We start from the raw sequence: 14,994 nt of genomic DNA, 5'->3' as shown, positions 1-14,994 counted from the left end.
AACGTGTCAAATGCTTCAAAATTCGGCAAAGTTGCCGTGTTATTAGGTGGGAAATCTGCCGAACGTGAGGTTTCTCTCGATAGTGGTAAAGCTGTACTTGAAGCATTGGTGCGTTCGGGTGTAAATGCCGAAGCATTCGATCCGCAGCAACGCAGTGTAACTGAGTTGGTGGCTTATGACCGTGCATTTATCGTCCTTCATGGCCGTGGTGGTGAAGATGGTCAAATTCAGGGTACTTTAGAATGGTTAAACATTCCGTACACTGGAACGGGCGTTCAAGGCTCGGCGATTGGTATGGATAAAGTCAAAACTAAACAAGTTTGGCAAGGTTCAGAACTACCGACAGCACCTTATCGTATTGTCAGCAAAGATTCAGATTTACAAGAAATTGTAGATTCAATTGGTTTGCCATTTATCATCAAGCCGGTGCATGAAGGCTCAAGCATTGGTATGAGCAAAGTTGAAAAAATTGAAGACTTTGCAACCGCAATTGCAAAAGCGACCCAGCATGATGCCGTCGTGATGGCTGAAAAATGGATTACCGGACGTGAATTTACCATTGTGATTTTAAATGGTCAGGCATTACCTGTGATTCGTTTAGAGCCGCCTGCAGATGTGGCTTTTTACGATTACGAAGCGAAATATAACCGTAACGATGTGCAATATGGTATTCCATGTGGCTTGACTGAAGATGAAGAAAAGCGTCTACAAGCTTTATCTTTACGCGCTTTCCAAGCGGTAGGTGCGAGTGGTTGGGGTCGTATTGACGCGATGCAAGATGCAGAAGGAAACTTCTGGTTACTTGAGGTAAATACCGTTCCGGGTATGACCAGTCATTCTCTAGTGCCAAAAGCAGCCAATGCCGTAGGTTTTAGTTTTGATGATCTTTGTGTCGCAATTTTGGAACAAACCCTAACAGGTGCGGCACACTAAATTATGGCTCAACTTCCTGCGTCTATGCGCCGTAAACGTGCAGCAACGACATCGATACATGACAAACCACCGACACGTAAGGAAAAGCTTACCAATGTGGGTGGATGGCTGTTGTTGTTTATTGCATGTGTGGTTTTGATTGCAGGAATTTGGGGGCTATATAAAGTCATGACGGATGCACGTGTGGCTGAACTTGATGTGGTGGGTGTGCGTAGCGCCCAAGAAAAACAACAAGTGATGTCATACGTTTCACCGATGATGACTCAAAATTATTTTACCTCTGATTTACGTGTCATTCGTGACCGTACTTTAGAAATCTCTTGGGTCGATCGCGTGGTGGTATCGCGTGCTTGGCCAAATGCAATTCGTGTACGGGTGATGCCGCGTCAGGCGATTGCACGTTGGGGAACTGGGCGACTGTTAAGCGACAGTGGTGATGTATTTGCCGAATTAACCCCGACCAATCATCAGAATTTGCCGTTATTGCATGGGCCGACGAGTCAGTCCAAAATGATGATGCGTCGCTATAATGAAATTAATCAATTATTTATACCTGTTGGCATTCGTTTAAAAGAATTATATTTAACCGAACGAATGACTTGGTTTATGCAGTTTGATTCAGGCTTACGCGTGATTGTCGATCAAGATCAGACCATGAGTAAGTTGCAGCGTTTAAGTTATCTAGCACACAGTGACTTAAAACCTGTTTGGCCACGAATTTCTGCCATCGATTTGCGCTACCGAAATGGTTTAGCGATTCAATGGAAAAACTCTGTGCCAGCAAAGTCGGTAAATGGTCAGTTTGTTGTAACCAGTGATGACATAGGCATTGCGAATGCAGCGCCGGTAAAGCCATAATGATCGGCTTTATAAGTAGAGGCTTTAAGCCATAAATTAAACAAACATGTGAATGGTAGTAGTAAATAATGAATGAAGCTGTTCCCTCGGTTGTTGCGATTGACATTGGGACACACAAAGTTTCAGTTTTGATTGGTAAGGTACACGCGCCAGACAATATCCAAGTGGTAGGGATGGCGACCGCTCGTAACCGCGGCATGAATAAAGGGAAAATTGTCAGTCTCGATAAAGTTGTTACCGCAATTAAAAATGCAGTGCAGGAAGCGGAAGATATGGCGGAATGTCGTGTACATTCTGCGTGGATTTCCATTCCAAGTGCTGAACTAAAAAGTTTTTATGCCTCTGGTCGCACTCCAATTGAAAATAATGACCATGCGATTACCACCAATGAAGTGGTGCGTGCATTAGAACTGGCCAAAGCCAGTCATTTAACGTCTGACCACTATTTGGTGAGTGCTGTACCTTTAGGTTTTGAACTAGATGATGAACCTGAGTGGGTATTAAACCCGATTCGCATGTCAGCACGGAGTATGACAGGGCATTATCATTTGATGATGTTGCCCATCAGCACCATGCAGAATTTGGATCGTGCATTAAAAGGCGCCAATATTGGTGTTGAACGCATGGTCATTTCATCATTAGCAACAGCTGAAGCCAGCTTGCTTAAAGATGAAAAAGAATATGGTGTGTGCTTGGTTGATATTGGTGCAGGTACGACCAATATCGCGGTGTATTTAGATGGTCGCTTGGCGATGACACACACCTTGCAACGTGGCGGTGAGCATGTAACACGTGATATTGCTGCTGTATTGCAAACAACAACAGAAGAAGCGGAACGCATTAAGCTGTTGTATGGTTGTGTTGACCTGAAAGTGGTTAAACCTGAAAGTATGATTCAGTTCCAAGGGATTGATGGTCCACAAACCATTAGCCGAATTGAACTGACCGAAATTATTATTGCGCGCTATGAAGAAATCTTTAATCAAGTGCGTAATGAATTGGTCGATCATGGTGCGATTCATGGTTTATACCATGGTGTTGTACTCACAGGTGATGCCTGCCAAATTGAAGGGATGGTGACATTTGCACGTCGGATTTTAGGTGTCTCTGCACATTTAGGTAATCCACCTATGCAAGTGTATGCCGATGATCAACAGCAAGCCGCTTTACGTCGTTCACAATACGCGACTGCCGCAGGTCTGTTAATTTTCAGTCAAAGCGAAACACAAGATACGATCGTTGAGCCAGAAGATACGGAAAAACTTTCAGTATTGAATCGGGTAAAACGTGCATGGTCGGGCTTCAATGACACCTTGAAGTCGATCTTTTAAGTTGAAATATTTGGGAATATTGTTGGGAAGTTGTACGGATTATTGCTTGTACTTGACAAGCTGGAACTTGGACAGCATTCTAAAAAACAATTTTTATTAAGATCAAGGCAGTATACGGGCTGAAGTGTCTGCCAATTATGAATTAGGAATTTTTTAGGCATGGCCTCATTTGAATTTTTAGAAGATGATCAAAGCGACAGCAACGGTCAAGCCCGTTTCACAGTATTCGGTGTAGGTGGTGCTGGCGGTAACGCTGTGCAACACATGTTGGAATCAGATATCGAGGGTGTGAAATTTGTTTGTGCCAATACAGACAAACAAGCACTCGATCGCATGAATGCACAATTTAAAATCCAACTGGGTGAGCAAAGTACCCGTGGTTTGGGTGCAGGTGCAAATCCACAAGTGGGTCAAACTGCTGCTGAAGAAAGCCGTGAGTTGATTCGCCAACACCTTGAAGGAACGGACATGGTGTTCGTGACTGCAGGTATGGGTGGTGGTACAGGTACAGGTGCTGCGCCAGTTGTTGCTGAAATTGCCAAAGAAATGGGTATCTTAACGGTAGGTGTGGTGACGACTCCGTTTAACTTTGAAGGTAAACGTCGTCAGCAATCTGCTGAGAAAGGTATCGAAGCACTTGAGCAACATGTTGATTCTCTGATTATTATTCCGAACCAACGCCTGCTAAAAGTGTTCCGTGATATCTCGATGAAAGATGCTTACAAAAAAGCAGACGACGTACTGTTAAATGCTGTACGTAGTATCTTCGATCTTGTGGTGCGTCCTGGTCATATCAACCTTGACTTCGCCGATTTGAAAACTGCGATGAGTACACGTGGTTATGCCATGATGGGTGCAGGTTCAGGCCGTGGTGAAAACCGTGCACGTCAAGCTGCTGAACAAGCGATCCGCAGCCCATTGTTAGATAACGTGACCATCATGAATGCAAAAGGCATTTTGATTAACGTAACAGGTGGCGATGACGTAACCTTCGGTGAAATTGAAGAAATCACAGATGTAGTGAACCAAATTGTGGATCTTGATGAAGGTCAAGTGTTCTACGGTACGGTATTTGATCCAGATGCACGTGATGAAATCAGCGTAACGGTGATTGCAACGGGTTTAACCCGTAATTCTGCCGATTCTGCTGAGCCTGTGAAACGCCCAGTTGCACAAGCAACGCGTACAGTCGCTTCTGCACAAGCTCCTGTAGATGAAGATGATGTACCAGCGATTCAACGTCAGCACAATGAAGCAGTAGCTCCGGCGGCTGCGGCGGCGTCAGCATCGAATTCACGTCCTACGCCAATGAGTATTCAAGACTACTTGAAAAATCAGCAACGTAAATAAAACAAATTCAATGACTTAAATGTCTATTGATTACAAAAGGTAGCTGATCAGCTACCTTTTTGTTTTTTATCAATGGCTAAATATGCTAACGTATAGCGGTTTTGTGAACTGATGATAGAAGACACATGTTGAAACAACGTACCCTGAAACGCATCGTGAAAGCGAGTGGCATCGGACTGCATAGTGGGCAAAAAGTGATGATTAACTTTGTGCCACATCATGCCGATGGGGGCATTGTGTTTCGTCGTATAGACTTAAATCCACCGATTGATATTCCAGCTGATGCTATGCTGATTCAAGAAGCATTCATGTGTTCTAACTTGGTGCAAGAAAACGCCAAGGTGGGCACAATTGAGCACATTATGAGTGCGATTGCGGGTTTAGGGATTGATAACCTGATCGTGGAAGTGTCGGCGTCTGAAGTGCCTATTATGGATGGGAGTGCGGGACCGTTCATTTATTTACTTATGCAAGGTGAACTACAAGAACAAAATGCACCTAAAAAATTCATAAAAATACTTAAACCTGTTGAAGCACTGATTGATGATAAACGTGCTGCCTTTCAACCGCATGATGGTTTCCAATTAAATTTTACGATTGATTTTGACCATCCTGCATTTAAGAAAGAATTTCAATCGGCAACCATCGACTTTTCAACCGAAACATTTGTCTATGAAGTCAGTGAAGCGCGGACTTTTGGCTTTATGAAAGATTTGGATTACCTCAAAGCCAATAATTTAGCTTTGGGGGCGAGTCTCGAAAATGCCATTGGCGTAGATGATAATGGTGTGGTCAATGAAGAGGGCTTACGCTTCTCGGATGAGTTTGTTCGTCACAAAATATTAGATGCTGTGGGTGATTTATATTTGCTCGGTCATCAAATTATTGCGAAATATGATGCCTATAAGTCAGGTCATGCATTAAATAATCAGTTATTACGCAATGTCAAAAGTGATCCAGACAGCTATGAAATTGTAACATTTGATGACATTAATGATTGCCCAATTAGTTATGTGAATGTGACATAAGTCATTGTCTTATAATGGTGATGTTATATTGTATCATTTGTAAGTGTTAAGTCTGTCACATTCTGAGCTTTCAAATTTGTCAGTTACAACTGGGTAGTTACTTTTTATTGCTTGCCAAACGCAGCATTGCTTGGCTAAGCTTAGGGTCGCTCACAAAGTCAGCAGCATTACGGAGTAAATCCTGAGTTTCTGTACTGAGGGTTCTTGAAATTTTTTCAGGGGAATGGGGCGTTGGAGACGGAGTTCTCAGACGGACTTGAATCTTGTGCAAATCCTTGAATTCGTATATTTGTGATAAATGTGCAATATATTGCTTTTGCAAATAGGCCAACTGACTAATCAGTGCCTGATTTTCTCCAGTTAATATAAGTACACCATTTATATAACAAACAACTTGCCATTGATCCGGTTGGGGCAATAGCGGTTGAACAATTTTCGTAAGTTTCTGCCATACAGCAACTTGCGTTGAGAGAAACGACAAGTTTCCTGTTTTTATGTGTTTTCTTGTTGGTTGAAAGACGTTGACAGGTTCTGACATACATATTTCCTACATGTTTATGTCTTAATCTTATGCGCTCCTTTCGGCTGATATCAAGGACGAAATCACACAAGGAACAAAAGAGAACAGTTTATAGAGGTTTTTTATGCATTTACGACGTATTTTATTGGCGTTTTCATTGGCAGCTTCGGCCGCTTCAGTCGCTTTTGCAGATTTAGTTGAATTAAATCAAGCAGACTCATCATCAGATCGTATTGAACAGTTAACTCGCACTTTGTCTCAAGGTGCTTACTCTGAAAGCAATGATATTGATGTTCCAGCGGAAACCAAGTTGAATGTTCAAATTCGTGAAAAATCAATTGAACTCAACAATGCGACAATCGCAAAAAAATACGGTTCAAGCACTTCCTCTAAAAACTATTCAGCAAGTTCAAATAATCCATATTCATGGTTAATTGCCCACCCACTTCCAGACATGAAGCGTGTGAGTTCAAACTATGGTGGTCGTACCATGGGTGGTCGTGCAGAAAATCATTCAGGTTTAGATCTTTCTGCGGCAAGTGGCACACCTATTTATGCAACAGGCCCTGGCATTGTAACCAAATCAGGTTGGGGCACAGGTTATGGCCAATATGTTGAAATCAACCATGGTAATGGTTACCTGACACGTTATGCACATGCATCACGCTTAATTGCACGTGTAGGCGACCGTGTTGCTGCGGGTGAGCATATTGCTAACGTTGGTTGTACTGGTCGTTGTACTGGCCCACATTTGCATTACGAAGTAGTGAAAGATGGTCAACGTAAAAACCCATCGACGTATTTAGCGATGTTGCCATAAGCGCATATAACATCTGTATACGAAGCCATTGTCTGAACCTCTACAGACAATGGCTTTTTTATTTATCGCTAATAACTATAAAATTATCATTCTAAAAAATATTGTCTGTATGAAATATGGCGAAAATTGACCCAAAAATGTAAATTTGTGTAATTGTTAATCAATAAGTATTTAGTAAATAAATAATAGAGCTATTTCGTATTCATCTGTGGCGATAACTGAGCCTAGCCAAAATATGGTACTAATAGAGCCATATATTTAGCACATAGGATAGGTGAAGTATGGCGTTTTATGGCGATACAGATGCGCAAGAAACCCAAGAATGGCAGGACGCATTTGATTCAGTTTTACAGCACATGGGAACTGACCGCGCTGCATTTTTGCTTGAAAAACTCTATCAACAAGCGATTGCTAAGCACGTTCCCATTCAGCGACTAAATACTCCTTACTTAAATACCATTTCAGTTGAAGAACAACCGCCTATGCCGGGTGATTCGGATATGGAGCGCCGTATTCGTGCGCTGATCCGCTGGAATGCCTTAGCGATGGTACTGCGTGCCAATAAAACAGGTGATGACTTAGGTGGTCACTTGGCAAGTTTTGCATCATCTGCAACTTTATATGACGTGGGTTTTAACCACTTCTTCCGTGCCAATAGCGATAGCTTTGGCGGTGACATGATCTATTATCAAGGTCACTGTGCACCGGGTATCTATGCACGTTCGTTCTTAGAAGGTCGTCTGACTGAAGAACACTTAAATAATTTCCGCCGTGAAGTTGGCGGTAAAGGTTTGCCTTCATACCCACATCCATATTTGATGCCAGATTATTGGCAGTTCCCAACCGTATCGATGGGTCTAGGCCCAATCATGTCGATCTATCAAGCACACATCCAAAAGTACTTGATGAACCGTGGCCTGATCAAAGAAGAAAACCGTAAAGTTTGGGCTTACCTCGGTGATGGTGAGATGGATGAGCCTGAAAGTACAGGTGCCATTTCACTTGCAGGCCGTGAAAAGCTCGACAACCTGATTTGGGTCGTGAACTGTAATTTACAGCGTCTAGATGGCCCAGTTCGTGGTAACGGTAAAATTATTCAAGAACTTGAATCATTGTTCCGTGGTGCAGGTTGGCGGGTAATTAAAGTGGTATGGGGTCGTCATTGGGATCCGCTACTGGCAAAAGATGATACAGGTGCTTTAAAAGCTGTGATGGAAGAAGCGGTTGATGGTGACTTCCAGCGCTATCAAGTGAAAGGTGGTGCGTATACGCGTGCGCATTTCTTTGGTAAATATCCTGAAGCTGAAGAGTTGGTTCGCAACTTAAGTGATGAAGATATTGATAACCTGAACCGTGGTGGTCATGACCCATACAAAGTCTATGCGGCTTATGCAGAAGCGATGAAGGCCAATGGTCAGCCTACTGTAATCCTAGCGAAAACAGTGAAAGGCTATGGTTTGTCTGAAGAGATTGAAGCAGTCAACAAGACGCATCAAATCAAGAAAATGCAGCTTGAATCGTTGAAATACGTGCGTAACCGTTTCAACTTGCCATTTACCGATGAACAGCTTGAAGAAGTGCCATTCTATCGTCCGAGCGAAAACTCGCCTGAATTGAAATACATGAAGGCGCGTCGTGAGGCATTGGGTGGTTATTTGCCGGCACGTCGTAAAGAAAGTGAGCAGCTGGCGATTCCTGAATTGTCTGTGTTTGATGCGGTGCTGAAAGGCAGTGGCGGTAAAGAGCAATCGACGACCATGTTGATGGTACGTTTGATTTCATCGTTATTGAAAGAAAAAGCCATTAAAGACCGTGTCGTGCCAATCGTGCCAGATGAGGCGCGTACTTTTGGTTTAGAAGGTATGTTCCGTCAGTTGGGTATCTATGCTGCGCATGGTCAAAAATATACCCCTGAAGACCAAGAACAATTAATGCATTATCGTGAAGCCAAAGATGGTCACATGTTACAAGAAGGGATTAACGAAGCAGGTGCGATGAGTGCGTGGGCTGCGTTAGGAACCAGTTATTCAACCAATAACTTGCCAATGATTCCGATGTATATGTACTACTCGATGTTTGGTTTCCAACGTATTGGCGATATTGCATGGGCTGCAGGTGATGCGCAGGCGCAAGGCTTCTTGCTCGGTGCAACTGCGGGTCGTACAACACTGAACGGTGAAGGTTTACAGCACCAAGATGGTCATTCACATATCTTGGCAAATACGATTCCAAACTGTATTTCTTATGACCCATGTTTTGGTTATGAGTTGGCAGTAATCGTACATGATGGTTTAAAACGCATGTACGTGAACCAAGAGCGCGTGTTCTATTATTTAACAGTAATGAATGAAAACTACGAACACCCTGCTATTCCTGAAGGTGCTGAAGAAGGCATTAAACGTGGTATGTATCTCTTCGAAGAAGATGAGAAAGCAACGGTTCAGTTGATGGGTTCAGGTGTGATTCTGCGCGAAGTAATCAAAGCAGCGAAAATTCTTCGTGATGAATATCAAATTCATTCAAACGTGTGGAGCGTCACTAGCTTTAACGAATTAGCTCGTGATGGTATGGCGTGTGAAGAATACAACCGCTTACATCCGTTGGCTGAAGATACGAAAGAAGCTTGGGTCTCTCAATTACTTCGTGAAAAAGACGGTATTGTGGTATCGGCAACCGATCACATGCGTGCGTATAGCGAACAAATCCGTGCTTATCTTCCAGACAATCGTCCATTCGTTGCATTAGGTACAGATGGTTATGGTCGTTCAGATACACGTGGCAACTTACGTAGCTACTTTGGTGTCGATGCCGCACATATTGTGGTAGCAACATTGAAAAAACTCGCGGATGAAGGCGAAGTTGATGCACGTTTGGTTAAAGATGCCATCTCAAGCTTTGAGCTAGATACTGACCGTCCAGTGGCATGGGCTCCGCAGGAAACGCCGGAACTGCATGCTGTGGCTGACTACAAAGAGGAGAACTAATCATGCAAATTACGACTCCTGATATTGGTGTAGATAAAGCAACGGTCGCTGAGATTTTAGTAAAAGTCGGCGACACCATTAGCGTCGATGACAGCATTGTGTTGTTAGAGTCTGATAAAGCCTCTGTTGAGGTGCCAAGCACTTCGGCAGGCGTGGTGAAAAGCATTGCAGTTAATCTGGGTGACAGTGTTGCTGAAGGTGCTGTGCTGATCGAGTTAGAAGCAGAAGGTCAAAGTGCTGCTACCGCTGAGCCAGTACAAAATGCAACGGAAGACCAAGCAGCAGAACCAACTCCGGTTGTGGAAGCAGAACAAGCTGCAGCAGTACCTGTTGCAGCCAATGCTCCTCAGTCGCAAAGTATCGATGTGCAAGTCCCTGATATTGGCGTAGAGAAAGCTACGGTGAGTGAGATTTTGGTCTCTGTTGGTGATGAGATTGATGTCGATCAAAGCATTATCGTGGTGGAATCAGACAAAGCGACAGTCGAAGTCCCAAGTACTGTATCAGGCCGTGTTGAATCGATCACGATCAGTGCTGGCGATGTAGTGAAAGAAGGCGTAGTGATTTTAACGGTGAAAACGGCGGCTTCATCTGCTGCGGTTGCATCGGCTGCTGTGCAACAAACTGCACAGCCTGTTGCTGCACCTGTTGTCGCAGAGTCTGCATCTGTACCTTCTACAGCTACAGCGTCTGGACCTGTTGAAATTACAGTGCCTGATTTAGGTGTTGATAAAGCAGCGGTGGCTGAAATTTTAGTCGCTGTGGGTGATGTGGTTGAAAAAGACCAAAGCATCATCGTGGTGGAATCAGACAAAGCAACGGTAGAAGTGCCAAGCTCTACCGCGGGTAAAATCACCGCGATTCATGTTCAGTTAGGGCAAAGTGTTTCTGAAGGCGTCGCTTTAGTGACGATTGAAGCCGAAGGTCAAGCTGTTGCAGCACCCGCGCCAGCAGCGAAACCTACTCCAACTGTAGCACAGCCTACGACAGTTGCTCCAAAAGTTGAAAGCAAAGTTGAAGCCGCAGCACCGCAACCACAAGGCGCAGATAAACTCACCAAAGAGCAAAATGCTGCCAATGCCAAAGTGTATGCAGGTCCGGCCGTTCGTAAGCTTGCACGTGAATTAGGTGTGGTTTTGGCAGAAGTCAAAGCATCTGGCCCGCATGAGCGTTTAATGAAAGAAGATTTATTCGCTTATGTAAAAACCCGTTTGACCACTCCGCAAGCTGCACCTGCAGCACAAGCTGTGGCACAGGTTTCAGGTTTGCCAAAGCTGCCAAGTTTTGATGCTTTTGGTGGTGTCGAAGAAAAAGTTTTGACACGTTTACAGCAAGTGTCGATCCCGCAATTGTCTTTAAACAACTTTATCCCGCAAGTAACGCAGTTCGATGCTGCGGATATTACCGATCTTGAAGCTTGGCGTAATGATTTAAAAGCCAACTTTAAGAAAGAAGGTATTGGCTTAACCATTATGGCTTTCATCATCAAAGCAGTGGCTTACTTGTTGAAAGAAGAGCGTGAATTTGCAGGTCATTTGTCTGATGATGGCAAGTCAGTATTGTTACGCAATGAAATCCACATGGGGATTGCCGTTGCCACGCCTGATGGTTTGACCGTGCCTGTACTGCGTAACCCAGATCAAAAATCGATTAAGCAGATTGCAATTGAGCTGGGTGAACTGAGTCAAAAAGCACGTGACAAAAAACTGTCGCCGAAAGATCTACAAGGTGCGAACTTTACCATTACCAGTCTAGGTTCAATTGGTGGTACGGCATTTACACCGTTGGTCAACTGGCCTCAGGTGGCGATTTTAGGTATTTCACCTGCAAGCATGCAGCCGGTATGGAATGGTGAAGGCTTTGATCCACGCCTAATGCTGCCGCTGTCATTGTCATACGATCACCGTGTGATTAATGGAGCGGACGCTGCACGTTTTGCCAATAAGCTGACGAAGCTGCTCAAAGATATTCGAACTTTATTGATCTAATCTGACCCGCTTAAGTTTCAAAAAACCCTGCTTTGGCAGGGTTTTTTTTATGGCGTCGTGGTGGTGGGCTGACAAAGCCAGTCAGGAAGCTCAATGGGTGAGGGGTAGAGCTTTAATGCTGAGTTTGCATTGAGGTTATAGGTGAGTGGAAGCGTACGATGTGGGTGCGCCGTCGACCAAAGCTTATGTCTTAAATGTTCAAAACGTTGGAAGTCTTTTAAAAATAAGCCCCAAAACTTTTCATAATGCTCCAGTTCTTGCGCATGTTGATGCTGATACGCATGTGTTTGGCCCTGTTGGTGCTGAAAGTCATAGCCCATCAGCCAAATACGCTGTGGTTGAAAGAGATGTGCGAGTGAATAGGCTTGAAGGCCGCAATTATTACCATAAACAAAGTGCGGTGAATGAAATAACTCTGTTTGCGTGTCGATGCGAACGGTTTTGAGGTTGATCACTTCATGTTCAGGATATGGTCGGTTGTGACCTAAACCACATCCGCTAATGATGTTACCTTGAAAGGATGCATTAAGCATGGGTTGATACTGTAACCACCATGCATAGTCTGAATGATGGGCAATCTGAGCCTGAGGAAGTTGAAGAAAACTTTGATTACAGCAAATGATCAGCAGCTTTTTTGAAGGGTGAATGGTGGTTAAGTCGAAATTGAGCTGAGATGGACCACCTGCAATGATCAATACATCCTGCACATGCATATAGTGTTGAATAAATTCTTGAAATTTTTGATTATTGTTTTGCATATCAAACTGAGTCATCGAAAATTAAAATTGCGAAAACATGCATTCCTCGCTAGAATAGCATTACTTCATTGGGGAGTAGCCGCTTTTTACGCAAAGTAAAAAGGTGATGGTCAACATATTTGCTCTAAAACGAGCATGGTCATCATAGCAAAGAACCAAATGAGCTCTTCGTAGCTTTCTTTTGTTGGCAAGACCTTTGATTTATCACTCTGCACATTGGCTAGCAGGAGGGATAAGTCATCGGTATATGTTATTGCTAGCCAGAGAAATGCACCATGTTAACCGCTTTCTTCATTTCCCTTGCTGTTGTTGCCCTGTCGGAAATGGGCGATAAAACACAATTACTTGCCTTACTGCTTGCTGCACGTTTTCGTAAACCCGTTCCGATTTTAATTGCAATTTTCCTAGCGACTGTGGTGAACCACGGGGTTTCTGCTGTGTTGGGTCAATGGATTACCACTGTTTTAAGCCCAACCGTTTTATTGTGGATCGTTTCTCTGGGCTTTATTGCTATGGCGGTGTGGATGTTGATCCCCGATCAATTGGATGATGAATCTGAAAGTATCAATAAATGGCAAAAATATGGGGTTTTTGGTGCCACTTTCGTTTTGTTCTTCTTGGCTGAAATTGGAGATAAAACCCAAATTGCCACAGTCGCACTGGCTGCACGCTTTGACAGTATTGGCTGGGTCACATTAGGGACGACACTAGGCATCATGTTGGTTAATGCGCCTGCGGTATTTATTGGGAACAAGCTAGCTGAAAAACTACCGATTTCACTGATTCATAAAATTGGCGCCTTGGTATTCTTGGTGATTGGTTTGGCTGCGTTGGCACAACACTATTTATTTTAAATAGCAATCTCACCATATTAAAAAATACATGAAATCCTGAGTTAAAAACTCAGGATTATTTGCCAATAAATGAGACCCAATTCACTGATATTTCAGATAATATTGACTGAATATTTATTGTAAGTTTCCCTAAATAAATATATGTTATTCACCTATAGAATATATATTTTTTGATAAAAAATTTGGGGAATGGGAATGGCTTTCGAACGCACAACATCACAGGTACTTTATGATGATGGAAAGCATAAATGTATTAGCTTTACCAGTTTGGTAAAAGGCGAGGGCGTACAGGCGAACCAGTTCCTGATTTTGGATAATGAGCGCGCAGCAGTGCTTGATCCGGGTGGTGACTTGACCTATGTCCCACTGACTATGGAACTGAATAAATATACGCGTTTGACCAATCTTGACTATGTGATGGCCTCGCATCAGGACCCAGACATTATTACCTCGATGCCACGTTGGTTGGTTTATACCGACGCCAAAGTGGTGGCATCTAAGCTGTGGGCGCGTTTCTTACCGCATTTAAACTCTGCATTTATGAGTGACCGGATGAAAGGCAACTGGTTGGATCGTCTGATCGAACTGCCAGATCATGGTCAGGTGATTCCATTAGGCAACAGTCATTTGGTGGCTGTTCCTGCACATTTCCTACATTCGGTTGGTAACTTCCAATTTTATGACCCGATTGCCAAAATTTTATTCTCAGGGGATATGGGCGCATCTATGGTGGATGATGCCTCTAAACCTTTAGAAAATTTTGCCGCTCATATTCCTAAAATGAAAGGCTTCCATCAGCGCTATATGTGTTCAAACAAAGTGATCCGTCTTTGGGTCAATATGGTACGGACGATGGATGTGGAAATGATCGTACCGCAGCACGGCACGCCATTTATTGGTAAAGAACAGATCAACCAATTCTTAGATTGGATCGAAACCTTGCAATGTGGTGTCGATTTAATGGATGAAACAGTCTTTACTTGCCCAGTATAATGACTTGAAAATTCAGAAAAAATAATTGAGTTTGCAGATAACATTTTTTAATATTTTTTGTCCATAAAATAAGCTTTTAGATGACGAGAATAGATAAAAATGTTGTCTCAAATACCGACTCAGGATGCATGTTTAACCTGTGGAGCATGTTGTGCCCACTATCGCGTTTCTTTTTATTGGGCAGAAGGGCTGAATATGCCCGAACATTATACTGAGCCGGTTAACGCCGTGTATTCATGTATGGCGGGCACCAATCAAACACAGTCTCGTTGTATCGCTTTGGGTGGGGAAATTGGGCAAGCAGTGAGTTGTAGGGTGTACGAGGCGCGCAGTTCCACATGTAAAAGTGTGCAGATAGCTGATGAGCAATGTAATAAAGCACGCATCGCGCATCAAATGATTCCATTGATCAGTATTCCACTGCATGACGCTGAAAATGATGAAGATTTCGATCAAGTCAGTTAAGGCTTTAGTTCCAGAATAAATTTATTGAAATTAAGCGGTAGAGTCTTCGGATTCTGCCTATATTGCACAGGATGCTGACTAACCCTCAGAGTATTCTTGCTGAAAACAGCAT

13 protein-coding genes and 1 riboswitch are annotated in these 14,994 nt (G+C 43.4%); of the genes, 11 read left to right on the top strand and 2 right to left on the bottom strand.

The features are described from left to right. Positions 1 to 3 precede the first annotated feature (3 nt). The 5 genes from B1202_RS10650 to lpxC all read left to right on the top strand — a co-directional run bounded on the left by B1202_RS10650 (position 4) and on the right by lpxC (position 5,500). Positions 4 to 933 (top strand): D-alanine--D-alanine ligase, encoded by a 930-nt coding sequence (locus B1202_RS10650; protein WP_078190575.1) that lies wholly within the window; start codon positions 4 to 6, stop codon positions 931 to 933. Positions 934 to 936: 3 nt separating this feature from the next. Then, a complete protein-coding gene (locus B1202_RS10645) occupies positions 937 to 1,791 on the top strand; it encodes a cell division protein FtsQ/DivIB (RefSeq protein ID WP_078190574.1) in 855 nt (284 codons plus the stop codon). A gap of 68 nt (positions 1,792 to 1,859) precedes the next feature. Continuing rightward, the gene (gene ftsA, locus B1202_RS10640) at positions 1,860 to 3,122 is read left to right on the top strand and encodes a cell division protein FtsA (protein ID WP_078190573.1); all 1,263 of its coding nucleotides are present in this window, start codon (positions 1,860 to 1,862) and stop codon (positions 3,120 to 3,122) included. Positions 3,123 to 3,281: 159 nt separating this feature from the next. Then, the gene (gene ftsZ, locus B1202_RS10635; RefSeq protein ID WP_078190572.1) at positions 3,282 to 4,472 is read left to right on the top strand and encodes a cell division protein FtsZ; all 1,191 of its coding nucleotides are present in this window, start codon (positions 3,282 to 3,284) and stop codon (positions 4,470 to 4,472) included. Positions 4,473 to 4,597: 125 nt separating this feature from the next. Beyond that, positions 4,598 to 5,500: a UDP-3-O-acyl-N-acetylglucosamine deacetylase gene (gene lpxC, locus B1202_RS10630; protein ID WP_078190571.1), complete on the top strand. Its 903-nt coding sequence runs from the start codon at positions 4,598 to 4,600 to the stop codon at positions 5,498 to 5,500. A gap of 97 nt (positions 5,501 to 5,597) precedes the next feature. Here the strand turns inward: lpxC and B1202_RS10625 are convergent, their stop codons facing one another. Then, positions 5,598 to 6,038 (bottom strand): DciA family protein, encoded by a 441-nt coding sequence (locus B1202_RS10625; RefSeq protein WP_078190570.1) that lies wholly within the window; start codon positions 6,036 to 6,038, stop codon positions 5,598 to 5,600. 106 nt (positions 6,039 to 6,144) lie between these two features. Here B1202_RS10625 and B1202_RS10620 point away from each other — a divergent pair, with 106 nt between their 5' ends. From B1202_RS10620 to B1202_RS10610, 3 genes are all read left to right on the top strand, one after another. Continuing rightward, positions 6,145 to 6,840 carry a M23 family metallopeptidase gene (locus tag B1202_RS10620; protein WP_078190569.1) on the top strand — a complete coding sequence of 232 codons (696 nt, stop codon included), beginning with the start codon at positions 6,145 to 6,147 and terminating at the stop codon, positions 6,838 to 6,840. A gap of 281 nt (positions 6,841 to 7,121) precedes the next feature. Then, entirely contained in the window at positions 7,122 to 9,824 is a 2,703-nt protein-coding gene (gene aceE, locus B1202_RS10615; protein ID WP_078190568.1) for a pyruvate dehydrogenase (acetyl-transferring), homodimeric type, read from the top strand. Positions 9,825 to 9,826: 2 nt separating this feature from the next. Beyond that, entirely contained in the window at positions 9,827 to 11,812 is a 1,986-nt protein-coding gene (locus tag B1202_RS10610) for a 2-oxo acid dehydrogenase subunit E2 (RefSeq protein ID WP_078190567.1), read from the top strand. A gap of 47 nt (positions 11,813 to 11,859) precedes the next feature. Here the strand turns inward: B1202_RS10610 and B1202_RS10605 are convergent, their stop codons facing one another. Next, positions 11,860 to 12,570: a methyltransferase type 11 gene (locus tag B1202_RS10605; protein WP_143221602.1), complete on the bottom strand. Its 711-nt coding sequence runs from the start codon at positions 12,568 to 12,570 to the stop codon at positions 11,860 to 11,862. 58 nt (positions 12,571 to 12,628) lie between these two features. Further along, a riboswitch (yybP-ykoY riboswitch) is annotated at positions 12,629 to 12,771 on the top strand. A 74-nt stretch (positions 12,772 to 12,845) separates the two neighbouring features. On the opposite strand from B1202_RS10605, the gene B1202_RS10600 reads away from it, so the two are divergent. From B1202_RS10600 to B1202_RS10590, 3 genes are all read left to right on the top strand, one after another. Further along, on the top strand, positions 12,846 to 13,424 hold the full coding sequence (locus B1202_RS10600; RefSeq protein WP_078190565.1) for a TMEM165/GDT1 family protein: 579 nt from the start codon (positions 12,846 to 12,848) through the stop codon (positions 13,422 to 13,424). A gap of 195 nt (positions 13,425 to 13,619) precedes the next feature. Beyond that, positions 13,620 to 14,417, top strand: coding sequence for an MBL fold metallo-hydrolase (locus B1202_RS10595; protein ID WP_078190564.1), 798 nt, complete (start codon positions 13,620 to 13,622; stop codon positions 14,415 to 14,417). A gap of 99 nt (positions 14,418 to 14,516) precedes the next feature. Then, the gene (locus B1202_RS10590) at positions 14,517 to 14,882 is read left to right on the top strand and encodes a YkgJ family cysteine cluster protein (RefSeq protein WP_078190563.1); all 366 of its coding nucleotides are present in this window, start codon (positions 14,517 to 14,519) and stop codon (positions 14,880 to 14,882) included. Positions 14,883 to 14,994: the final 112 nt, after the last annotated feature.

Source organism: Acinetobacter amyesii (genome assembly GCF_002018365.1).
Lineage (GTDB): Bacteria > Pseudomonadota > Gammaproteobacteria > Pseudomonadales > Moraxellaceae > Acinetobacter > Acinetobacter amyesii.
Note: the sequence above shows the minus strand (reverse complement) of the source record. Positions and strands in the feature narration are given on the sequence as shown.